This is a genomic window from Paraburkholderia sediminicola (genome assembly GCF_046026675.1).
Taxonomy (GTDB): domain Bacteria; phylum Pseudomonadota; class Gammaproteobacteria; order Burkholderiales; family Burkholderiaceae; genus Paraburkholderia; species Paraburkholderia sediminicola_F.
Window position 1 is genome coordinate 1,464,839 of record NZ_JAQQEY010000002.1, and the last position, 22,777, is coordinate 1,487,615.

The window sequence follows — 22,777 nt, forward strand, 5'->3', positions numbered from 1 at the left end:
TGCAGCGACTATAATGAGATTTGGCTCTTAACTTCAGAGCCATTTCAATAAAAATGTAGGAGCCAATCATGCGCGCGAGCGTTTTGTCCGACTGGCTGGCGCAGCGCCTCGACCGTGGCAACGGCCAGCCGATCTATCGTCAGCTGCATCGGCTGTTGCAGCAGGCAATCCTGTCGCGCGAATTGCCGGCGGGCAGCAGGGTGCCGTCGTCGCGTCTGCTGGCGCAGGAATTGGGCATCGGGCGCAATACGGTCACGCAGGTGTACGAGCAGTTGGTGCTCGAAGGTTATGTGAACTCGGCAACCGGCCGCGGCACGTTCGTCGCCGAAAGCGCACCGGACGAGATCGTCGGCGTACCCGACGCCGAGGCGCTGGCCGCGCCGCTCGAGTCATTGCCCCTGCCGCTGCCTTTGCAGGGCAGCCGCGCGTTGTCGACGCGTGGCACGAGGCTCATTTCGGGGGCGGGCGTGTCGAAGCGGCAATGGGGCGCGTTCATGCCCGGCGTGCCGGATGTCACGAAGTTTCCGGCCCGCGTGTGGAGCCGACTGCACAACAAGTATTGGCGTCGGCCGCGTCCGGATTTGCTGACCTACGCGCCGGGCGGCGGGCTGGCCTCGTTGCGGCACGCGTTGGCGGACTATCTGCGCACGTCGCGCTCGGTGCGTTGTACGCCCGAACAGATCATCGTCACGACCGGGATCCACCAGTCGGTCGATCTGGCGGTACGCCTGCTATCCGATCCTGGCGACGTGATCTGGACCGAAGACCCTTGCTATTGGGGCGTGCGCAGCGTGCTGCACGTGTCCGGTCTGCAATCGCGGCCGATCGCCGTCGACGAAGAAGGCATCAATCCCTCCGCCGACGATCTCGCGCAGCCGCCGAAGCTGATGCTCGTCACGCCGTCGCATCAATATCCTCTCGGCATGGTGATGAGCCTCGCGCGGCGCCGCATGCTGCTCGAGTACGCGCGGCAGAATCAGTGCTGGATCATCGAGGACGACTACGACAGCGAATATCGCTATGGCAGCCGACCGCTGGCATCGCTGCAGGGTCTGGACAGGTCCGGGCAGGTGATTTACGTGGGCAGCTTCGGCAAGACGCTGTTTCCGGGTTTGCGCATCGGCTACCTGGTCGTGCCGGAAGCGCTGGCCGAGAGCTTTGCGACCGCGAGCGCGGAGTTGTATCGGGAAGGGCAGTTGTTGCAGCAGGCGATGCTCGCGGAGTTCATCGCGGAAGGGCATTTCACGTCGCATATCCGCAAAATGCGCACGCTCTACGGGCAGCGTCGCCAGACCCTGCTGGACGCCGCCGCGCACCGTTATGGCGATGCGCTGCCGGCCGTGGGCGGCGATGCCGGTTTGCATCTGGTCATGCAATTGCCTGAAGGCAGCGATGACCGCGCGGTGGCGGCGGAGGCGCTGGAGCGCAATATCGTCGTACGGCCGTTGTCAGGGTATTACGCGCAACCGTCGCTGGCGCCGTCGGGTTTGCTGATCGGCTATGCGTGTGTGCCGGACGAGGAGATCGCGCCGGCGTTCAATACGTTGGCTGAGGCGATTGACGCGACGCTTGTGCAGTTCGCGTGAGCGGGGGCGAGGGTGCTTATCAGATAGCGACGCTGTAGGGACGGACCATTGAAACGGTTTGCGTGAGACCCAGGCCGGCAAGCGTGTCGAGGTATTCATCGACTGACTTGGGCGGATTTTTCAATGATTTCCTGTGTTCAGCCATCGCTTCGAGAACTTTGGCCTGGTTCAGGTCGAAGAGATCAGCGATGAAGTCATCAGGATGCTGAGCGGCCACATTGAATGTGCTCAATGCGTCAACTGGAAAATCCTTCAGGTTAAACGTGACGATAAGTTCCGCGCCACAATGCACGGCGGCGACCACATGTGCATCACCAGGGTCCGGCAAATCGATAGCCGCCATCAGATGCTCATAGTTGTCGACCAAGGCATTCCGCACGTGCACGCCCATCAGGTCTCGGACGCGATAGATCTTGACGGGGTCGAGGTCAGGGCGGTTTGCAATCAGATTGCGGGTCCACTCGTCATGAATAGCCGGCGTCCAGCGCGCACGATAGAGGTCGGTTAGCGCCAGACGCATCAACAGGTTTCGTAATGGTTGGGAGTACAGAACGCAAGCGTCGTAAATCGCTGTGAAATGTGACGACATCGATTATTCCAGACCCATTTCCTGCGACAACGCTGCGAGTTCGTCCAGCGCCTTGCGGCGTTCCGAATCGATTCGATTCTTGTAAGCCATCACGTCTTCATAACGCACACGCCGATGCGTGTTCACCTTCCTGAAGGGGATATCCTTCTTCTCCAGCACTTGCACGAAGTACGGCCGCGACACATTAAGCAGGTCGGCTGCTTCCTGTGTGGTCAGCTCGGCATGAATAGGGATGATCGAAACGGCATTACCTTGGCCGATTTCCGCGAGGACGTCGATGATCAGGCGGACGACCGATGTCGGCAACTCCACGCTGCGTGTTTCGCCCTTGCTGTCCTTGAAGTCGAACTGTTGCGTTTCGGCGCGGCTTGAAAGCACGACCGACAGATTCCGGCCGGAGACACGGGCGAGCCAGCCTCTTGCGCTGACGGGAGCGGCGTAGGGTGGATCGAAGTGTTCATGGCACGGTTCCTTTCGAATTCGGCATCGTAAATCGAAATATTCGAAATCGCAATAAACGAAACGGGCGTGAGCGTGCTTCAACGCCTCAAATCCGAATCAACACAGCCCCCAGCGTAACCAGTGCGCATGCCACGATCCGCCGCGTGGTCAGCTTCTCCTGCATCAACAGCCAGCCGATCAACACCGCGAAGATCGAACTGAGCTCACGCAGCGCGGAGACCATCGCAATCGGCATATAACGGTAGGCCTCGATGATCAGGCAATAGGCGGTCAGTGCGAGCACGCCGGACGCGATACCCTTGAGCACCACCGTGCGGCCGATGAACAACCCCTTCGCGCCGCCGCGCCAATGCCAGGCGAGCAGAAACTGCGGGATATTCCAGATCAGGTAAACCCACATGATGTAGCTCAGGCCATTGCCCGCCACGCGCGCGCCGATTCCGTCGACGACCGAATACGTCGCGATGAAGAAGCCGGTCAGCAACGCGAACGGCACGCTTTCGCCGGAAAATCGCATGCCGCGGCGGAACGCCAGCGAGACGATGCCGAGCGACACCAGCGCGACGCCGATGGCCGCCAACGGCTTAAGCGATTCGTGCGCGAATACCAGTGCACCGGCGAACACGAGCATCGGCGAAAGACCGCGTGCAATCGGATAGATTTGCCCAAACTCGCCACTCTTGTAAGCGCGGATCAGTGCCAGCAGGTAGCCGAATTCGAGTACTACCGACGCGAAGATATAAGGCCAAGCCGCCGGTGCAGGCAAAGGCAGCACGATCACGCCGATCGCGCTGACAGCGACATACGGAATCGCCATCATGCCGAGCAGCCATACGCGGTCTTCGGATAGATGCAGAAACGCGTTCCAGGTAGCGTGAAGCAGCGCGGAGAGCAGCACCAGCAAGACGACAAAGGTGTCCATCGAAGATCAGGGAGAGGAGAAAGAAGGCCAGGGGGCCGGCTGCAAGCACGTGATTATTCCAGCAGAACGCGAGAATAGACGAATCACGCTTTAGCTACAGGGACTTTGGGGAAGCTCTGGACGCGGCCGCCGGCACCTGAACTGCATCGCTGAACAGCCAGTCGAGAAAGATGCTGAGTTCGCGGTCCTGGGGCGCCACGCGATACAGGCATGGAACGGCGGACCTTCGAGTTTGACTTCGGGAAAGAGTGCAACCAGCCGCCCGCGCTGCACGTCTTCTTCGACGATCGCCTGAGGCGCGAGCGCCACGCCGAGTCCGCTCGCGGCCGCCTGTACGAGTAAAAAGAACTGCTCATAGAACGGGCCGCCGAGCGTTTCGCCGACCGGCACCTCCGCACAGTGGAACCAGTACTGCCAGGCCTCCGGCAAACCCGCATAGTGCAGCAGCCGCACTTGCCTCAAATCTGCCGGCGCACGCAGCGAATCCAGTTCGCGCAGATTGGGAGAGCACACAGGCACGGCCACGTTGGCGATCAGTGGCCGGGAGTCGAAGCCGTAGCGTCGCAGGTTTGGTTCGTAGCGGCGGATGATCGCGTCGTGCGATTCGTCGATTTCGGGGTGCGGCGCGTGAAAGCGCGCCAGTCGTGGAATCAGCCGGCCGTGCGCAAATGACGCCGATGTATTCACACGGATCGTTCGCCGCGCGGTGGTCCCGCCCATTTGCGCGGTAGCTTCGGCCAAACGGATCAGACAACTGGCGACATCGACCAGGTAGTGTCTGGCGTGCGGCGTCATCTGCAGGGTGCGCCCGTTGCGCTCGAACAGCTTCTGCCCGAGATAGTCTTCGAGCGCGCGAATCTGTTGCGTCACCGCACTATGCGTGACCCACAGTTATCCCAGGCTGCGGCTCTGCCCGCTATGGCGCAGCGTCTGCGCGCGGCGCTCAATGGCGCATTGGCGCCTCGCCAACCTTGAACCCGATAGACGGCTTCCGAACGCGTCAGGCCGGCTCCGGCCGTGTCACGTCACGCGTTCGCGCAGCCACGCGGACGCCAGATCGATCACCGTCACGACCACGATCACCATGATCATGACCGCGGCCGTCTGCGCATAATTGAACGAGCGGATCGCCTCGTACAGCACCACGCCGATTCCGCCCGCGCCGACCATGCCGACCACCATCGCCGAGCGCACGTTCGATTCGAAGCGATATAGCGCGTACGAGATCCACAACGGCAACACTTGCGGCAGCACGCCGTAAATGATTTCGTCGAGACTGGTCGCGCCGGTGGCGCGTACGCCTTCGGCCGGACGTGGATCGATTGCCTCGACCGCTTCGGCGAAGAGCTTGGCGAGCACGCCGGTGGTGTGCACCCACAACGCCAGCACGCCGGCGAACGGACCGAGTCCCACCGCGACGATGAACAGCATCGCGAAGACCATTTCATTGATCGCGCGGCACGCGTCCATCATGCGGCGCATCGGCTGCACGACCCACATCGGCGCCATGTTGTGCGCGGACATCAGCCCGCACGGCACCGCGCACACCAGCGAGAGGGCCGTGCCCCACACCGCCACCGACAGCGTCACAACCATCTCGTGCAGATAGCTGCGCCATTCGGTGAAGTCCGGCGGGAAGAAGTCCTTGGCGAACTGGCCCATGTTGCCGGAGTCGGAGAGCAGGTCGAGCGGTCGCATATCGGCGCCGTGCCAGGCGCCACCCAACACGGCGAGCACGGCGATCCAGCCGATGAGCGACAGCCAGCTGCGCTTGCCCGCAGCGGGGGCGGCGCGCGCCGCCTGCGCGGCGAGCGCTTCGCTCGCACGCGTGGGCGACGTGATCAGATCAACGGTGTTCATTGCTTGGCTACGGCGGTGTTGAGTGCGCTCAGCCTGGCGTCGAGCGCGGCCAGTTGGGTCTTGCGGTCGTCGTCGGAAAGATGCGTGTCGCTCTCGATCTTCTGCTTCTGCTGGAACAGCGCGACCTGGCGAATCGGCAGCAACTGTTCATCCGACGATGGCGCGAAGCCGGCGTAACCCGTGATTGCAGCCATCACCGCTTTTTCATGCGGATCGGTCTTGCCATAGTTCACGAAGAAGTTGCGGATCTTGTCCTTGGTGGCTTGCGGCAGATTCTTGCGCCATACCAGCGGGTCCGAAGGAATCAGCGGCGACGTCCACAACACGCGTACTTGTGCAAACTTGTCCGGATGCTGCTTCTTCAGCGTGTCGAGCATCTCGGTGTTATTGGTCGCGATGTCGATCTTGTTGTTCACCACAGCCAGCAGATTCGCTTCGTGGCTCGACGGCAGCACGGCCTTAAACGAAGTGTTGACCGGCGTGTTGTGCTGGGCGAACAGGTAATAGCCGGGGATCAGCGTGCCCGAGGTGGAGTTCGGATCGCCGAAACCGAGTGTGACGTCCTTCGTGTTTTTAAACACGTCGTCGAGCGTCTTGAAACGGCTGTTCACATTGGTGATCAGCACCGACTTGTAACCCGCGTCGCCATTCACATACAGGACCTTCGCGAACACTTCGCCTTGCGAGCGATCCACCGCTTCGATCGCCGAGGCATTGCCGAAATAGCCGACCTGTACCTTGCTAAAGCGCATGCCTTCGATGATGCCGGCGTAGTCGGTCGCAAAGAACGCTTTGACGTTCAGGCCGGTTTGCTTGTTCATGTCGGCGATCAGCGGCTCCCAGCGCTGTTTCAGCACGGAGGACGAATCGGTCGAGATGATGCCGAGATTGATGTCCTCGGCTTGTGCGGTGGCGACGCAGGCGAATGCGGCCGCGCCGACGGTCAGCGTAATCAATGAACGCAGGAATTTCATCGCTTTGAGGTCCGGTTGAGTGAACAGAATGAGTGGGCGCGCTCAGTTCGAGTGCGCCGGATTGAGGGCGAACGCGTAACGCGTCGAGGTGGATTCGGTGTCTTGCGCCGGTGCAGCGGTGTCGCCGCCGTTAGCGTTGCTGTCCGCATGATTGACCGCGCCCGCAGTTGCCTCTTCGAGCAGTTCACGGGCGTCGTCGCCGTAGAGTTTCTTGAGGAGGGCAGGGCTCAGCGCGGCCGAGGGGCCGTCGTAGACCACCTTGCCACGACGCAGCGCAACGGTGCGTGGGCAGTACTGCATCGCAATGTCGACCTGATGCAGCGACACCAGCACCGTCAGTTGATGTTCGATGTTGAGCGTGCGCAGCATCTCCATCACACGGCGCGACGATTCGGGATCGAGTGAGGCGATCGGTTCGTCGGCGAGCACGATGCGCGCGCGTTGCACCAGCGCACGCGCCAATGCCGCGCGTTGCTGCTGGCCGCCGGAGAGGTTGGCGGCGCGTTCGCGCGCATGGTCGCCGATGCCGACCTCATTGAGCGCGGCCATCGATAACGCCCGTTCCGCAGCCGGAAAGCGCCCGCTCAAGCGGCGCCACAAAGGCAGCCGCGCGAGCGCGCCGATCAGCACGTTGCTCTCAACGGAAAGCCGGTTCACCAGATTGAATTGCTGGAACACGAAACCGATATCGCGGCGAATGCTGCGCACTTCGCGCACAATGCGGCCGTTCTGCTGGATCGGCCGGCCAAGAATCGCGATCTGCGACGGTTGCGCATCCGAGGCCGTGAAGCCTGCGATATGTCGTAGCAGTGTCGACTTGCCCGAGCCCGAGGCGCCAATCAACGCCACCATTTCGCCCGGCTCGACGCGCAGATCGATTTCGTCCAGCGCCTTTCGGCCGTTACCGAACGTCTTGCTCAACCGTTCGATTCGAATTGCTTCCCGAATTGCTTCCATAAGTACCCTTTCATGCATCCGGCCATTGCCGGCATGTGTGGGGCTCATTCTAGGAAGCGTCTGTGACGGTTGAGTGAAGGCATCGCAACGTCTAGACGACTATATCTCTATGTGTCTTTTTTGCGTCGCCAGGAAGGCAGACAGAAGTCATTCGTTCGAACAGAAAATGACACTCGCATGACATGATTTGCATTGGGCGGGCCCGGCTGCGCATGATCACTCGCGGCCAGGCTATATTGCGTCATTCGGTGTGCCGTCCCCAATAACCTTGCAGTTCCTTTCGACGTCGTCATGCAGCCTTTGAGCTTTCTGCCCGACAGTTTTGCGGAGTACGAAGATCTCAAGACGATCCTCGACCAGGGCAGCGCCAGCTTTGAGATCCGCACCGTCTGCGAGACGACGGTGCGGGGCCGGCAATTCGCCGTGCACACCGCGAGCATCGGTTCGACCGATCCGCTTGCGCCGGCAATCGGTTTTTTTGGCGGCATTCACGGACTCGAACGGATCGGCTCGCAACTCGTGCTCGACTACATGCGCGCGCTGCTCGCCCGGCTGGAATGGGACGAACTGCTGGTGCGGCAGTTGCAGTCGATTCGTCTGATTTTTATGCCGATCGTCAATCCGGGCGGCATGTGGGCCGCCACGCGAGCCAATCCCAATGGGGTCGATCTGATGCGCAATGCGCCGCAGAATGCTGACGAACGTGTGCCGCTGCTCGCCGGCGGCCAGCGGGTGGGCGCGTGGCTGCCGTGGTATCGCGGCCGGCAAGGCGAGCCGATGGAGCCTGAGGCCGCGGCACTCCTGCGGGTGGTCGAAACCGACATGGCCGCGCGGCCCCTGAGCATCGCACTCGACTGCCACTCGGGGTACGGCTGGCGAGACAGCATCTGGTTTCCCTACGCGCGCACGCGCAAGCTGATGCCGCATCTGCCGGAAATGTATGTGCTGAAAACCATGTTCGAGCGCGCGCATCCGCATCATGGCTACGCGTTCGAACCGCAGAGCCACCAGTATCTGTTGCACGGCGATCTGTGGGACTTCGCTTATGACCGTACGCCGCCGCCCAACGTCTTCCTGCCGATGACGCTCGAACTCGGTTCGTGGCTGTGGATCAAGAAGAATCCGCGTCAACTGTTTTCGCGCCAGGGCATGTTCAATCCGGTGAAGGCGCATCGCACCGCGCGCGTGCTGCGGCGTCACGCGAATCTGCTCGATTTTCTCGCGCGCGCAGCGTTCTCGTCGCAACGCTGGCTGCCGCAAGGCAATCGTCGCGAGGAACTCCTGCAAAGCGCGATCGACCATTGGACCACGCCGGAAGCGCCATGAGCACGTGGATTCTTTTGCGTGGACTGACGCGCGAAACACGCCACTGGGGTCGTCTGCCCGGCTTGCTGCGCGAGGCGACCGGCGCGGATCGCCTGTTGCTGCTCGATCTGCCCGGTAATGGCGAGTTCGTGCACTTGCGCGCGCCGGCCACGGTCGAGGATATGGTGGGCTTCGTGCGGATTGCTGCATTGCAAACGGGTGCGCCAGCTCCCTATCGCGTGCTGGCGATGTCGCTCGGCGGCATGGTGGCGACCGACTGGTCGCAACGGCATCCCGGGGAGATCGAGCGGCTCGTGTTGATCAATACCAGCATGCGGCCGTTCAGCCGCATGCACGAGCGCTTGCGTCCATCGGCATGGCCGGGCCTGCTGGGCGTCGCAGCACACTGGCGCGATGCGCCGCGCGCGGAAAGCGGCATTCATCGGCTGACGTGCAACAACGTTGAAACGCTGGGCGCCGATCTCGATGCATGGAGCGAAATTCGCCGCAGCGCGCCGGTGAGCCGCGGCAATGCGTTAAGGCAGCTTTGGGCTGCCGCGCGCTTTAGTGCGGCTGCGGTGAAACCGCATTGCCCGTTGCTGATTCTCTCTTCACGCGCCGATAAGCTGGTCAATCCGGTGTGTTCGGCCAAACTCGCGGCAGCGTGGGGCGCAACGCAACGCGAGCATCAATGGGCCGGTCACGACCTGCCGCACGACGACCCGGCCTGGACCAGCGAACAGGTTCAGGCATGGCTGAAGCAGGAGGCTGGCGAATTGAAGGCCTCGCTTTAAACAGAGGCGGCACGTTCACCGGCAGCGGGTATAACCTAAGTGAGCTCGCGCATCGATTTCCGGGTGGCAGGCGCATAATCCCCGTTCAGACGATGCATGCGAATCAAGCGATACTCGCTATTGCCGCCCGCCGGGGGAGTTGATCATGCAAGCAAAGAATGAAGAAGCCGTCACGCACCTGCTGAACGATGTCTTTGAATTTGCGCGTGGGCGATTGCCGGAGCCAACCTACAAAGTCGTCGAGCCTTTCCTGCGGCACTACTACGATTTCGTCGACGCCGACGACCTTCAAAGCCGCTCCATCGCTGATCTTTACGGCGCAGCGCTTGCCCACTGGCAAACCGCGCAGCGCTTTGTGCCAGGCAGCGAACGGCTGCGCGTCTACAACCCGATACTCGAACAGCATGGATGGCATTCCGATCACACGGTGATCGAGATCGTCAACGACGACATGCCGTTTCTGGTCGATTCGGTATCGATGGCGGTCAATCGCCTCGGGCTCGCGCTGCATTCAGTCGTGCATCCGGTGTTCCGCATCTGGCGCGGACCGGACGGCAGCATTGTGCGCGTGGGTCAGGGCGCTGAAGATGCCGCCGATACGCGCTCGCAGCTTGCCTCGTTCATTCACTTCGAAGTCGACCGTTGCGGCGATGCAGCGAAACTCGACGCATTGCGTGACGAGATCGCGAGAGTGCTGCGCGACGTGCGCGCCGCGGTGGAAGACTGGCCGAAGATCGTCGAACTCGCGCGCGTCACCGTCAAGGGCATGAAGGCCGGCGAGGCGGGGCCGGAAGGTGTCGAGGCCCGCGCGTTCCTCGAATGGATGGTGGCCGATCATTTCACGTTTCTCGGCCAGCGCGATTATGAATTGGTGCAGCACGATATCGGCTTTGGCCTGCGTGCGATACCCGGCTCCGGTCTCGGCATTCTGCGCGATGAGTTGCGTCCGGCGGGCGCAGCGGAAGTCACGCCATTGCCACCGGCGGCCGCCGATATCATCTCCGGCTCGTCGCCCATTTTCCTGACCAAGGCCAACTCGCGTGCGACGGTGCATCGGCCGGGCTATCTGGATTACGTCGGCATCAAGCTGACCGGTGCGGACGGCAAGGTGACCGGCGAGCGGCGCTTTATCGGCCTGTATACGTCCACCGCGTACCTGGTGTCGGCCGCGGAGATTCCGATCGTACGGCGCAAATGCGCGAACATCGTACGGCGGGCTGGTTTCCTGCCCAAGGGTCACTTGGCCAAATCACTGGTGACGGTACTCGAAACCTATCCACGTGACGAACTGTTTCAGGCCGACGAAGACCAGCTCTACGATATCGCGCTGGGTGTGCTGCGTTTGCAGGAGCATCAGCGCACGCGTATGTTCGTCCGGCGCGACCGCTTCGACCGCTTCGTGTCGTGTCTCGTGTTCGTGCCGCGTGACAAGTACAACACCGATCTGCGGCAACGCATCGCCAATCTGCTGACCGATGCGTTCAACGGGGAAAGTGTCGAATTCACGCCATTGTTGTCGGAGTCGACACTCGCGCGCATTCACTTCGTCGTGCATGCGAAGCCCGGGGGCATGCCCCGCGTCGACACACGTGAGCTCGAAGCGCGGCTCGTGCATGTCACGCGCCGCTGGCAGGACGATCTCGCCGACGCGTTGCTCGATGCATTCGGCGAAGAGCAGGGTAATCGTCTCCTGCAACACTATGCGGATTCGTTTCCTCCTGGCTATCGCGACGATTATCCGGCCCGTACCGCAGTGCGCGATATCGAGCTGATTGAACGCGTGCAGGGCAGCGAGCGGCTCGCCATGAACCTGTACCGCCCGATCGAAGCAGGGCCGCGCGCGTTCCGTTTCAAGGTTTATCGTGCGGGGTTGCCTATTGCGTTGTCGCGTAGCTTGCCGATGCTCGAACATCTCGGCGTGCGTGTCGATGAAGAGCGGCCTTATCTGATCGAAGCACTCGACGCCACGCCTGCCTGGATTCACGATTTCGGCCTTGAACTCGCGGACGATGCGGAGTTCGATATTGAACGCGTAAAAGATCTTTTCGAAGATGCGTTTGAACAGGTGTGGACCGGCGGAATCGAAAGCGATGATTTCAATCGTCTGGTGTTGCGCGCACAATTGAGTGCACGTGAGGTGACGATTCTGCGTGCTTACGCCAAGTACCTGAGGCAAGTCGGTTCGACCTTCAGCGATGCCTATATCGAACGCGCGGTCACCGGCAATCCGGCGATTGCCCGCATGCTGGTCGAGTTGTTCATTGCACGTTTCGATCCGGTGCTCGGCGACACGCGCGAGGCTCGCGTCGATAGCTTGTTGAAAACGATCGACAGCGCGCTCGATCAGGTACCGAATCTCGACGAGGACCGGATACTCCGGCAATTCCTCGGCGTCATCAAGGCCACGCAGCGCACGAACTACTATCGCTTCGACGCCGACGGCCATCCGAAACCGTATCTGTCGTTCAAATTCAATCCCGCTCAGGTGCCCGGTTTGCCCGAACCGAAACCGATGTTCGAAATCTGGGTGTACTCGCCGCGTGTGGAAGGTGTGCATTTGCGTGGCGGCCGGGTTGCGCGCGGTGGTCTGCGCTGGTCGGATCGGCGTGAGGACTTCCGCACGGAAGTACTCGGCTTGATGAAGGCGCAGATGGTCAAGAACGTGGTGATCGTGCCGGTTGGCTCCAAAGGCGGTTTCGTCGTGAAGAATCCGCCGCCGCAGACCGAACGCGACGCCTGGATGCGGGAAGGCATCGCCTGCTATCAGACGTTCCTGCGCGGCCTGCTCGATTTGACCGACAACCTCACGGGTACGACGGTGGTGCCGCCCCCCGATGTGGTGCGGCATGACCCCGACGATCCCTATCTGGTCGTCGCCGCTGATAAAGGCACCGCCACCTTCTCCGACTACGCGAACGCGATCTCACAGGAATACGGTTTCTGGCTCGACGACGCCTTTGCGTCGGGCGGTTCGGTCGGCTATGACCACAAGAAAATGGCGATCACGGCGCGCGGCGCATGGGAGTCGGTCAAACGGCACTTCCGCGAAATGGGCGTCGATACGCAAGCGACCGACTTCACGGTGGTGGGCGTCGGCGATATGTCGGGCGATGTATTTGGCAATGGCATGCTGCTGTCACCCCATATCAAGCTGGTGGCCGCGTTCGATCATCGGCATATCTTTCTCGATCCGAATCCCGATCCGGCGGTAAGCCTTGCCGAGCGTGGGCGCCTGTTCGTGCTGGATCGGTCGAGTTGGGCCGATTACGACCCGTCGCTGATCTCGGCAGGGGGCGGCGTGTTTCCGCGTGCCGCCAAGACGATTCCGTTGTCGCCGGCCGTGCAGTCGGTGCTTGGCATCAGCGCACCGGCGCTCGCACCCGCTGAGTTGATGCGCGCAATTCTGCAGGCGCCCGTCGACCTGCTCTACAACGGCGGCATTGGCACCTACGTGAAGGCGAGCCGCGAAACGCATCTGCAGGTTGGCGACCGCGCCAACGATGCGATCCGTGTCAATGGCGCCGATCTACACTGCAAGGTCGTCGCGGAAGGCGGCAATCTCGGCCTCACGCAACTCGGGCGTATTGAATTCGCGCAGCGCGGCGGCCGCATCAATACGGATGCGATCGACAACTCTGCCGGAGTCGACTGTTCGGACCACGAGGTCAACATCAAGATTCTGCTGGGTCTGGTCGTCTCCGACGGCGAAATGACCGAGAAGCAGCGCAATGCATTGCTCGCGGAAATGACCGATGAAGTCGGCTTGCTGGTCTTGCAGGACAACTATTACCAGACCCAGGCGCTTTCGATTGCGGGCCGCTATAGCGTCGAATTGCTCGATGCCGAAGCGCGCCTGATGCGTTATCTCGAACGCGCGGGCCGCCTGAACCGCGTGATCGAGTTCTTGCCGACCGATGAAGAAGTCGCCGAACGCCAGGCCGCGAAACAAGGGTTGACCACGCCCGAACGCGCGGTGCTGCTTGCCTATAGCAAGATGTGGCTGTACGACGCGCTGCTCGAATCGTCGATGCCGGAAGACGCGCTCGTCAGCGACATGCTGATCGAATACTTTCCGAAGCCGTTGCGGCAGCGCTTTAGTGAACCGATGCAACGTCACCCGTTGCGGCGCGAAATCCTTGCGACGCATTTGACCAATGCGTTGGTGAATCGCGTGGGCTGCGAATTCGTGCATCGGCTGATGGAAGAGACCGACGCGAAGCCTGGCGACATTGTGCGGGCCTGCATCATGGCGCGTGACGTGTTCGATCTCGACGACGTATGGCGCAGTATCGATGCGCTGGATAACCGTGTCGCCGACGATGTGCAGGCGCGCATGTTCGTCGAAGTGGCGCGGCTCGTCGAACGCTCGGCACTGTGGTTCCTGCGGCAATTGCAATCGGGGGCGGTTAGCGACGGCGATGTCGCCGGCCTGCTCGCACGCTGCCGCGACGCGGCGCAACGCCTCGCGCCGCAATGGCCGGCGCTGTTGCCAAGCGCCGATCTCGAAGCGCTGTCTGAGCGGCAACGCGTGCTTGTGGACGCGGGTGTCGATGGTGAACTGGCCGTGCGGATCGCCAGCGGGGAGATATCGGCGGCTTTGCTCGACATCGCCGAGGTGGCGTCGACCTGCGGGCGCAGTCTCGAACTCGTGGCGGGTGTCTACTTCGCGCTCGGCACGCTGCTGAACTACGGCTGGATCAGCGAGCGTGCGGCCGCGCTGCCGGCGCCCACGCACTGGGACATGCTGGCGCGCGCCACGGCGCTAGCGGAACTCGCACGCCTGAAACGCGCGCTGACCACGAGCGCACTGGCCGACGCCGACGAGGCATCCACGCCGGAGGCATTGGTTCAGGCATGGCGCGAGAAGCGCACCGCGCAACTCGAGCGTTATGCGCGCCTGCTTGCCGACTTGCGGGCCACGGGCGGTGCGAGCTTGTCGATGCTGCTGGTGATTGTGCGTGAGATGGCCGCGCTCGAAAGGGCATAGCACGACGAAGCGCGAGAGCGGGCAGATGTGCTGCATACGTCACAGACCCCGGCGCAGAACAGCGCCGGGGTTGGACGCATGCCACCTGGCATGTCCATAATACGAACTATTGCCAACCGAAAGCGCTCTGCAAACTCACGGACCCTCTCCACGACGATGAAAGAAGAATCGCCGAAAGCCATTTTCTATGCGCTCGCCGCCAACCTCGGCATTGCCATCTGCAAGTTCGCTGCTGCCGCATTCACCGGTTCCGGCTCGATGTTCGCCGAAGCCATTCACTCGACCGCCGACTGCGGTAACCAGCTGCTGCTGCTATTCGGCTTGCGTGAAGCGCGCAAGCCGGCGAGCCCGTTGCATCCTATGGGCGGTGGCCGCGAGATCAATTTCTATTCGCTGCTGGTGGCGTTGCTGCTGTTTTTTGTCGGCGGCGCGTTTTCGGTGTACGAAGGCGTGCATCGTCTATTCGCGCGCGAGCCTTTGCAATATGCCTATGTGGCGCTCGTCGTACTGGGCGTTTCGGTGGTGCTCGAAACGCTTTCGTTGTGGGGCGCCGTTAAGGAGATCCGCAAGTCGCATCCCGACAAACACCTGTGGCGCTGGTTTCGCGAAACGCGCGAGTCCGAACTGCTGGTGGTGGCCGGCGAGGACATTGCCGCGTTGGCGGGTCTTGCGATCGCCTTTGTCGCCGTGTTGCTGACGATGGTGACCGGCAATCCCGTCTACGACGCACTGGGTTCCATTGGCGTTGGTGTGTTGCTGATGGTGATTGCGTGGCTGGTGGCGCGCGAAGTGAAGTCGATGATTGTCGGCGAATCGGCGAGTCCTGAAGTGCGCCGCGCGATCGAGACGCATCTGCGCGGCCGCTCCGAGATTCGCAGCATCATCAACATGATTACGCTGCAATGGGGCCGCCACGTGGTGGTGGCGGTGCAGGCGGAAATGATCGACTACGCGAGCGGCCGCGCGATGGTCGATGCGATCAACGTGATCGAAGCGGACTTGCAGGCGGCGTTTCCGCAAGTGCGCTGGGTGTTTTTCGAACCGGACGTGCCGCGGGTTTGATGTTTTGTCCCGCTCTCCAGGTACATCCGGTCCGTCGGTGGCCAGCGGATCGCGCTAGGGTCTCCGCTTAGGAAAGCCCTTACTTTCGCGTCCGTTGGCCGGTGCATTGGCCGCTTATTTGAAACCGGTCACCGCATGCGGCACGTACAGCTCTTCCAATTGACGGATTTCTTCCGCGCTCAGATTCAATGACAGTGCGGCGACCGCATCGTCGAGATGATGCAGCTTGGTCGCGCCGACGATAGGCGCGGTGATCGGCTTCTTCTGCAACACCCAGGCTAGCGCGACTTGCGCACGCGGCACACCGCGGTCCTTCGCAATCTGGCTGACGCGCTCCACGATCCGGCGGTCCGCGTCTTCGGTATGTGCGTACAGTGTGCGGCCGAACTCGTCGGTCTCGGAGCGTGCGCTTTCAGTGTTCCAGTCGCGCGTCAGGCGTCCGCGTGCCAGCGGGCTCCATGGAATGACGCCGATGCCTTCGCTTTCGCACAGCGGCAGCATTTCCCGCTCTTCCTCGCGATAGAGCAGATTCACGTAGTTCTGCATCGTCACGAAGCGCGTCCAGCCATGGCGTTCGGCCACATGCAATGCCTTGGCGAACTGCCACGCATACATCGACGACGCACCGATATAGCGTGCCTTGCCGGCCTTCACCACATCGTGCAGCGCCTCCATGGTTTCTTCGATCGGCGTGTCGTAGTCCCAGCGGTGGATCTGATACAGATCGACGTAATCCGTACCGAGGCGCCGCAGGCTGTTGTCGATTTCCGCCATGATCGCCTTGCGCGACAGACCGGCACCATTCGGGCCCGGATGCATGCGGCTATTCACCTTGGTGGCCAACACGATCTCGTCGCGCTTCGCAAAATCCTTCAATGCGCGGCCGACGATTTCCTCGCTGGTGCCGTCCGAGTAAACGTTGGCGGTATCGAAGAAATTGATGCCGTGGTCGAGCGCCTGCTTGATAAAGGGGCGAGCCGCTTCATCGTCGAGCGACCAGGGGTGGGTGCCGCGAGCGGGCACGCCATAACTCATGCAGCCGAGACAAAGACGCGATACATCGAGGCCGGTGCGGCCCAGTTTCACATAGTCCATCGAGGTGCTCCTGTGTTGAAGTGCACAAACGCGGTGCGTGCTGACGACCCCCCATTATAGGAACGGACGCGTTGACGTGCTGAAGGGCTGACGGGCCAACTGGACGCGCGGGTCGGCGGAGTTCGGTCGCGGTGGGCGAATTGCTGCAATACGTAGTGGAAAATAATTTCTTCGCATCTATACTTCTTTCGGCTTGAAAGCGGCCTTTCTCCCAATCTGCATCACAAGCAAAAAGGAAGGATCACGATGCTGACTCGCACACTTGGCGCAATCTCCGTAATTGCACTCGCGGCATGCGCCGCCTTCACATCCGGCCCTGCCAGCGCTGACGACAACGACGGTTTCTCGCAAGGCGACGGCGGCTCGCACGGGCGGCCGGTCAAGGTGATGATCATTTCGATGTTCGGGCCGGAAGGGCAGGTATGGCTCGATCGGCTTGGTCCATGGCGCGAGATTACGGTCGATGGCTTATCGCCCGACTACCCGACGGTTCATTGCAATAAGCAGGACGTGTGTGTCATGACGACGGGCATGGGGCATAGCAACGCTGCCGCGTCGATCATGGCGTTGACCTTTTCGTCGCGTTTCGATTTGCGGCATACGTACTTTATGGTGGCGGGGATTGCCGGGATCGATCCGCAGCAGGGCACGGTCGGATCCGCTGCGTGGGCGAAGTACCTGGTCGACTTCGGGATTCAGTGGGAGATCGACGGGCGGGAGATTCCGCCAGGCTGGAATACCGGATACCTGGGGATCAACACCACGAGTCCGACGGCTAAGCCACCGCTCGACTATCGGACGGAGGTGTTTCAGTTGAATACCCGGCTAGCCGATACGGCGTTTGCTTTGTCGCGTAGCGTTGTGCTGTCCGATAACGCTCAGGCGCAGGCTGCGCGGGCCAAGTATTCGTATGCGCCAGCGAATCGGCCGCCTGCTGTCATTCAATGCGACACACTCGCGGGCGACACCTGGTGGTCGGGGACGCTGCTTGGGCAGCGGGCGCGGGATTGGACCAAGATTCTGACGGATGGCAATGGTGTGTATTGCACGACGCAGCAGGAGGATAACGCGACGTATGAGGCGCTTAAGCGCGCGGCCTCGGTGCATAAGGTTGATTTGAGTCGCGTTGCGGTGCTGCGGGCTGGGTCTGATTTTGATCGGCCATATGATGGGCAAACTAGTGCGGATAATTTGCTTAACTATGCTGCGCAGGGGGGCTTTACGATTGCTATTGAGAACCTGTACAGGTCTGGGAATCCGCTTGTGCAGGATATTGCTACTCATTGGGGGGAGTGGCGGGAGGGGGTGCCTAAGAGGTAGTTTTTTTGCCTTTTGCGGCGGCATTGTCAGTGTTCTTGTGGCTTTGGCCTTTCCTTGCTTTGTTAGTGGTCTATTAGCGTTGCCCCTGTGCGGGGCGGCACCTACTTTTCTTTGCCGGCTGCAAAGAAAAGTAGGCAAAAGAAAGCAGCTCAAACCGCTAATGCTAAGCGGGAACCGTGGTTTGCTTGGGGTAGTGGTGCATCTGGAATCTGGGTTCGTGCCCCTGCATGCGATGGTGACAAGGGAGTCATTCTTCCGGCGGCGCTGCGCGCGCCGAAGAGTACTTCACAAAACCACCCGCTACGTTTTGACGCTCGCGTCTCGCCAGCGGATCGTGGCTTGTCATTGCACCATCACAATCGCGATTGGAACGGCAACTGCAGTCGCGACTGCAACCGCGGCTGTGATCGTGATCGGGGCGGTGTTTCAGCACACCGACATATCATTTGAAGTGGGTGTTCCCGCGCGGGGGCCATCGGCGTCGCCGAGGCGACGCCGATGGCCCCCGCTACCTCAACCGAAGCCGGTGGTTTCCCATGCAGACCCGTCCGCGACGCACGCAGTGCGGAGTGGGAGCTGATGAATCCTTTGTCACTAGCGCGGAATGTGCGAGAACACGGATTCCAGATGGACCACTACCCGCAACAGACCACGGTGCCCACTTAGCAGTAGCGGTTTGAGCTGCTTTCTTTTGCCTACTTTTCTTTGCAGCCGGCAAAGAAAAGTAGGTGCCGCCCCGCACAGGGGCAACGCTAATAGACCACTAACAAAGCAAGGAAAGGCCAAAGCCCTAAGAACACAAACAAACAAGCGCCGAACAGGCAAAAAACCAAACCTTCACCGCTGCGGTGCCCGATAAGGCACCCAAACCCCCACATCCATATCCCAATCATCAAGTTCAGACGGTGTCATAACATGCTCCTTCGTAAAGAGTGCAAACAATCCACCGCGATGAAAATTTCTTTTGGAAACCGAATCATCGCGGCGAATTCGCATTACTGCCCGTTGGCGACGCGCGTAACGTCGCCACTAGTCCCTTCCTGCAAAGCAAGGCGCGCGGCCTGCGTCTGACCAATCAGACCTTTATTCGGATACGACGTACGATTCAATGCAGGCAGCGAACCATCCCGATACGCCGCGACCAGTTCGGCGTTAACTTCAGCACGGGTTTTGCCGACGGTGGTCGGCGTCGGTAGCGTTTGGTATGTGCCGGCATGGCCAATGCCGCCGCCGTTGCTTTGAGCAAACACCGGTGCGCTGGCAAGCAGCGAAAGAGCCAGACCTGCTAAGAGATTGCGCTTCATGATTCACTCCTGTCGATTCGTTTGCAGCACGAGCAGCGCTGCGACAGGGTGAAATGTAGACTTCGAGGTGATGCGGATAAATCGCACTTTCGCGAAATGAATTGTCGCGAATCTAGAACAATCGCGACGACGTGCGTGCTAGCCGGTTACTGCGGGGCAACCGCGGCATTAGAGCCGCGGTTGAAATTCACTTTTCCATAATCTGTACTTCAACTCACGCGAATCAGGCAACCCACTCCGTTATCACCGGCGTGTCGAGTATCGGAGCAGATTCGCGTTCTTCGAAAGTACGCTTCGTGCACATCGCGTCGAGACTGCCGCGTCCGCTCAGCAACGGGCAGCGGTCGAATAGCTCGGCAATCCAGTCTACGAAAACACGGACTTTAGGCGACAGATGCCGACTGTGCGGATAGACTGCGGAAATCGGCATCGGCAAAGGTTTCAGCTCCGGCAGCACTTCAACCAGCTGACCCGAACGCAGATGCGGCAGCACCATGAAGAGCGCCGGCTGAAACAGGCCGAAGCCTTCCAGACCGCACGTTACGTAAGCATCGGCATCGTTCACCGACACAATGCTCTTCATCTTCACTTCGACTTCTTTGCCATCAACCATGAAGGCCCAATCGATCGTGCGCCCCGTGCGGCTCGAAAAATAATTGACTGCTTTGTGATTCTCGAGGTCTTCGAGCGAAGTCGGCATGCCCGCTCGCTCGATGTAGCTGGGGGCCGCGCATGTCACGCCCTCGAACAAACCGATACGGCGCGCCACCAGCGAGGAATCCTGTAGCGCGCCCACCCGCACCACGCAATCCACGCCTTCCTGCAACAGATCGACGGGCCGGTCCGTCAATCCGAGCTGCAGGTCGATGTCCGGGTAACGCGTGTGGAATTCACACAGCGAAGGGATCACGAGCAAACGCCCGATCGATCCCGGCATGTCGATGCGCAGCTTGCCGTGCGGCTTTTTATTGCCGCTCTGGAAGCTTGCCTCGGTCTCTTCGACGTCCGCGAGGATGCGCACGCAGCGTTCGTAATACGCCGCGCCGTCCGGCGTCAGCGACAAACGCCGCGTGGTCCGGTGCATCAAACGCGTGCCGAGGAACGCTTCGAGGTTCTGAATGATGGTGGTAACTGATGCGCGTGGCAGATCGAGCGTTTCCGCCGCGCGGGTAAAGCTGTTGGTGTCGACGACGCGCGTGAACACTTGCATGGCCTGAAGCCGGTCCATTGCAAACCTCCAGAAAGGGGCGGGCGCACTGAGCAGGAATCGAATCCGCAGAGCAATCGCGTTCGATTGTTCAGGGGCGCCGAATTGTGTTGCCGGATTATAGGCATTTATTTACGACTCTGCCGAACCCACAATTCGCACCATTGAAGTTCTATGCGCATTGCGCGGCTCGACATGGATGCATTTAAACCGCCGTACTCGTTTGTGCCCGCCGGCAGCGGCCCGGCACAGGCTGACAGCACGGCACTCGACGTCACTGACGTGCAGATCGAAGGGCACACACAGGACATTACGTTGCGTTTGTACCGCCAGGCACAGAAAACCGCACTGCCGGTATTGCTTTACTTTCACGGTGGCGGTTTTACCAAGGGCTCGATCGATCAGGCGGACTTCGCCGCCCGGTATTTCGCAGAACACTTACCGGCTCTGGTCGTCTCGGTCGGTTATTCGCTGGCGCCGCAGTTTCCGTTTCCGGCGGCGCCCGAAGACGCACATCGCGCGGCGCTGTGGGTGCAGACACGGGCACGCGCGTTCGGCGGGAACAGCAAGAAGGTCGGCGTGGCGGGCCACGATGCCGGTGGGCAGTTGGCCAACTGCCTCGCTTTCATCGCGCGGGATCGCGGCGACGTGCGCATTGCGGCGCAAGCACTGTTCGGACCGATGCTCGATCCGAGTCTGACGCGCCTCGGCGACGAAAAGCGCCTGGGCTCGGACATTACCGCGAAGGAATGCGCAGCGTGTTATCGCGCGTATCTGCCGCAAGCGTCGCAACGTATGCATCCGTATGCCGCACCGCTCGAATCGTCGCGCCTGGCGGGCCTGCCGGCCACGCTGATCGTGACGGCGCAAAACGACGTGCTGCATGTGGAAGCGGAGAAATACGCGAGCGGCCTGATCGACGCGGGTGTGCTGACCCAGGTGGTCCGTTATCCCAGCGTCTCGCACGCCGCGTTGGCCGACCATCCGCCCGCCTTGCAGGAAGCGGTGCGATTTTTTCAGTGGCGCTTCGATGCACGCGCCCATCGCTGAGACACCAATAAGCAAAACTTTAATCAACGATACCGGGAGCTTCTCATGACTATCCTTCCTCTTTCCCGTCGCCGTGTGGCGATTGCCGTGCTAGCCGTCATCGTGGTGGCCGGGCTGGGCACGTTCGGCGCAATCCGCGTCGACGCGAGCTCGCCTGCTGCGCCGACCATCGTGCCGGAAGTCGATGTGGCCACCGTGGTGCAAAAGACCATCACCGACTGGCAAAGCTATTCGGGCCGCCTCGAAGCGGTCGAAAAAGTGGACGTCCGTTCGCAAGTGCCGGGCACGATCGTCTCCGTCAATTTCAAGGACGGCGCCCTCGTGAAGAAGGGCGACACGCTGTTCGTGATCGATCCGCGTCCGTACGCGGCTGAAGTCGATCGCACCGAAGCACAGGTCGCGGCGGCGCAAGCACGTACGGGCTATACGCAAAGCGATTGGGAGCGCGCGCAACGCCTGATCGCCGACAACGCGATCGCCAAGCGCGACTACGACGAGAAGCAGAACGCCGCGCGCGAAGCGAGCGCCAACCTGAAGGCCGCGCAAGCCGCCGTCGAAACCGCGCGCATCAATCTCGGCTACACGAAGATCGTCGCGCCGGTGTCGGGCCGCGTCTCGCGTGCGGAAATCACGGTGGGCAACGTCGTGTCGGCGGGCGCAAGCGCGGCGCCGCTGACCACGCTGGTGTCGGTTTCGCCGATCTATGCATCGTTTGATGTTGACGAACAAACCTACCTGCAATACCTGAGCCGTGCGAAAGATGGCAGCAAGGTGCCGGTGGATCTTGGGCTGGCGGATGAAAGCGGCTACTCGCGCAGCGGCACGATCGAATCCGTCGACAACCGGCTGGATACGTCGTCCGGCACGATTCGGGTGCGAGCGCGCTTTGATAACCAGGATGGTGCATTGATCCCTGGTCTCTATGCGCGCGTGAAGGTCGGCGGCAGCGAGCCGCATCCGGCACTGCTAATCGACGACGCCGCGGTGGGCACCGATCAGGACAAGAAGTTCGTGCTGGTGGTCGATCAGAGCAACCACGTCGTGTACCGGGAAATCGCAGTGGGCGGCATGCAGGGAAACCTGCGCGTGGTCAAGGGCGGTTTGCAGGCAACCGACCGCATCGTCGTGAACGGTATCCAGCGCGTGCGTCCGGGCGATGCAGTGCGCGCTCACATGGTGCCGATGACCACCGACCAGGATCCGAACAGCGCGCCGCTTGCGCAGACGCGAGCAAAAGCAGCGGACAAGAATTCGTGAGCCTCGTGCGCCGCGCTCGGCCAGTCATGTTGACGGGCCGTAGCGG

17 protein-coding genes and 1 pseudogene are annotated in these 22,777 nt (G+C 61.2%); 8 read left to right on the forward strand and 10 right to left on the reverse strand.

What is annotated here, in order from left to right; genetic code table 11:
* The first annotated feature begins 68 nt into the window (after positions 1-68).
* Complete coding sequence (gene pdxR / locus PQQ86_RS26230) at positions 69-1,586, forward strand: MocR-like pyridoxine biosynthesis transcription factor PdxR (RefSeq protein WP_408273497.1); 1,518 nt, start codon at positions 69-71, stop codon at positions 1,584-1,586.
* Positions 1,587-1,605: 19 nt separating this feature from the next.
* Here pdxR and PQQ86_RS26235 read toward each other — a convergent pair whose 3' ends face one another.
* The 7 genes and pseudogenes from PQQ86_RS26235 to phnC form a co-directional block, all read right to left on the reverse strand.
* Positions 1,606-2,175: a VapC50 family PIN domain-containing toxin gene (locus tag PQQ86_RS26235; protein WP_408273502.1), complete on the reverse strand. Its 570-nt coding sequence runs from the start codon at positions 2,173-2,175 to the stop codon at positions 1,606-1,608.
* A 3-nt stretch (positions 2,176-2,178) separates the two neighbouring features.
* Positions 2,179-2,636 (reverse strand): annotated as a pseudogene (locus PQQ86_RS26240) (helix-turn-helix domain-containing protein).
* Between the two features lie 86 nt (positions 2,637-2,722).
* A complete protein-coding gene (locus PQQ86_RS26245) occupies positions 2,723-3,559 on the reverse strand; it encodes an EamA family transporter (protein WP_408273505.1) in 837 nt (278 codons plus the stop codon).
* A 90-nt stretch (positions 3,560-3,649) separates the two neighbouring features.
* Positions 3,650-4,429, reverse strand: a complete 780-nt coding sequence (locus PQQ86_RS26250) for a LysR substrate-binding domain-containing protein (RefSeq protein WP_408273508.1) — start codon at positions 4,427-4,429, stop codon at positions 3,650-3,652.
* Between the two features lie 150 nt (positions 4,430-4,579).
* Complete coding sequence (gene phnE / locus PQQ86_RS26255; protein WP_408273511.1) at positions 4,580-5,419, reverse strand: phosphonate ABC transporter, permease protein PhnE; 840 nt, start codon at positions 5,417-5,419, stop codon at positions 4,580-4,582.
* Positions 5,416-6,393 (reverse strand): phosphonate ABC transporter substrate-binding protein, encoded by a 978-nt coding sequence (gene phnD / locus PQQ86_RS26260; protein ID WP_408273514.1) that lies wholly within the window; start codon positions 6,391-6,393, stop codon positions 5,416-5,418. Before phnD ends, phnE begins: the two co-directional genes overlap by 4 nt.
* Positions 6,394-6,435: 42 nt before the next feature.
* Positions 6,436-7,350 (reverse strand): phosphonate ABC transporter ATP-binding protein, encoded by a 915-nt coding sequence (phnC, locus tag PQQ86_RS26265; protein WP_408273517.1) that lies wholly within the window; start codon positions 7,348-7,350, stop codon positions 6,436-6,438.
* 291 nt (positions 7,351-7,641) lie between these two features.
* Here phnC and PQQ86_RS26270 point away from each other — a divergent pair, with 291 nt between their 5' ends.
* From PQQ86_RS26270 to PQQ86_RS26285, 4 genes are all read left to right on the forward strand, one after another.
* On the forward strand, positions 7,642-8,676 hold the full coding sequence (locus tag PQQ86_RS26270) for a M14 family zinc carboxypeptidase (protein WP_408273520.1): 1,035 nt from the start codon (positions 7,642-7,644) through the stop codon (positions 8,674-8,676).
* The gene (locus PQQ86_RS26275) at positions 8,673-9,449 is read left to right on the forward strand and encodes an alpha/beta fold hydrolase (RefSeq protein WP_408273523.1); all 777 of its coding nucleotides are present in this window, start codon (positions 8,673-8,675) and stop codon (positions 9,447-9,449) included. Before PQQ86_RS26270 ends, PQQ86_RS26275 begins: the two co-directional genes overlap by 4 nt.
* 145 nt (positions 9,450-9,594) lie before the next feature.
* Positions 9,595-14,436, forward strand: a complete 4,842-nt coding sequence (locus PQQ86_RS26280) for an NAD-glutamate dehydrogenase (protein WP_408273526.1) — start codon at positions 9,595-9,597, stop codon at positions 14,434-14,436.
* Between the two features lie 156 nt (positions 14,437-14,592).
* Entirely contained in the window at positions 14,593-15,498 is a 906-nt protein-coding gene (locus PQQ86_RS26285) for a cation diffusion facilitator family transporter (RefSeq protein ID WP_408273530.1), read from the forward strand.
* A 114-nt stretch (positions 15,499-15,612) separates the two neighbouring features.
* Here the strand turns inward: PQQ86_RS26285 and PQQ86_RS26290 are convergent, their stop codons facing one another.
* Positions 15,613-16,593 carry an aldo/keto reductase gene (locus PQQ86_RS26290; RefSeq protein ID WP_408273533.1) on the reverse strand — a complete coding sequence of 327 codons (981 nt, stop codon included), beginning with the start codon at positions 16,591-16,593 and terminating at the stop codon, positions 15,613-15,615.
* Positions 16,594-16,839: 246 nt separating this feature from the next.
* Here PQQ86_RS26290 and PQQ86_RS26295 point away from each other — a divergent pair, with 246 nt between their 5' ends.
* Positions 16,840-17,913, forward strand: coding sequence for a purine-nucleoside phosphorylase (locus PQQ86_RS26295; protein ID WP_408273536.1), 1,074 nt, complete (start codon positions 16,840-16,842; stop codon positions 17,911-17,913).
* 995 nt (positions 17,914-18,908) lie between these two features.
* Here the strand turns inward: PQQ86_RS26295 and PQQ86_RS26300 are convergent.
* Both PQQ86_RS26300 and PQQ86_RS26305 read right to left on the reverse strand, forming a co-directional pair.
* The gene (locus PQQ86_RS26300; protein WP_408273539.1) at positions 18,909-19,217 is read right to left on the reverse strand and encodes a DUF4148 domain-containing protein; all 309 of its coding nucleotides are present in this window, start codon (positions 19,215-19,217) and stop codon (positions 18,909-18,911) included.
* A 223-nt stretch (positions 19,218-19,440) separates the two neighbouring features.
* Entirely contained in the window at positions 19,441-20,445 is a 1,005-nt protein-coding gene (locus PQQ86_RS26305) for a LysR family transcriptional regulator (protein ID WP_154566782.1), read from the reverse strand.
* 174 nt (positions 20,446-20,619) lie between these two features.
* Here PQQ86_RS26305 and PQQ86_RS26310 point away from each other — a divergent pair, with 174 nt between their 5' ends.
* On the forward strand, positions 20,620-21,474 hold the full coding sequence (locus PQQ86_RS26310; RefSeq protein WP_408273543.1) for an alpha/beta hydrolase: 855 nt from the start codon (positions 20,620-20,622) through the stop codon (positions 21,472-21,474).
* A gap of 45 nt (positions 21,475-21,519) precedes the next feature.
* Positions 21,520-22,731, forward strand: coding sequence for an efflux RND transporter periplasmic adaptor subunit (locus PQQ86_RS26315; RefSeq protein WP_408273546.1), 1,212 nt, complete (start codon positions 21,520-21,522; stop codon positions 22,729-22,731).
* The last annotated feature ends 46 nt before the right edge of the window (positions 22,732-22,777 follow it).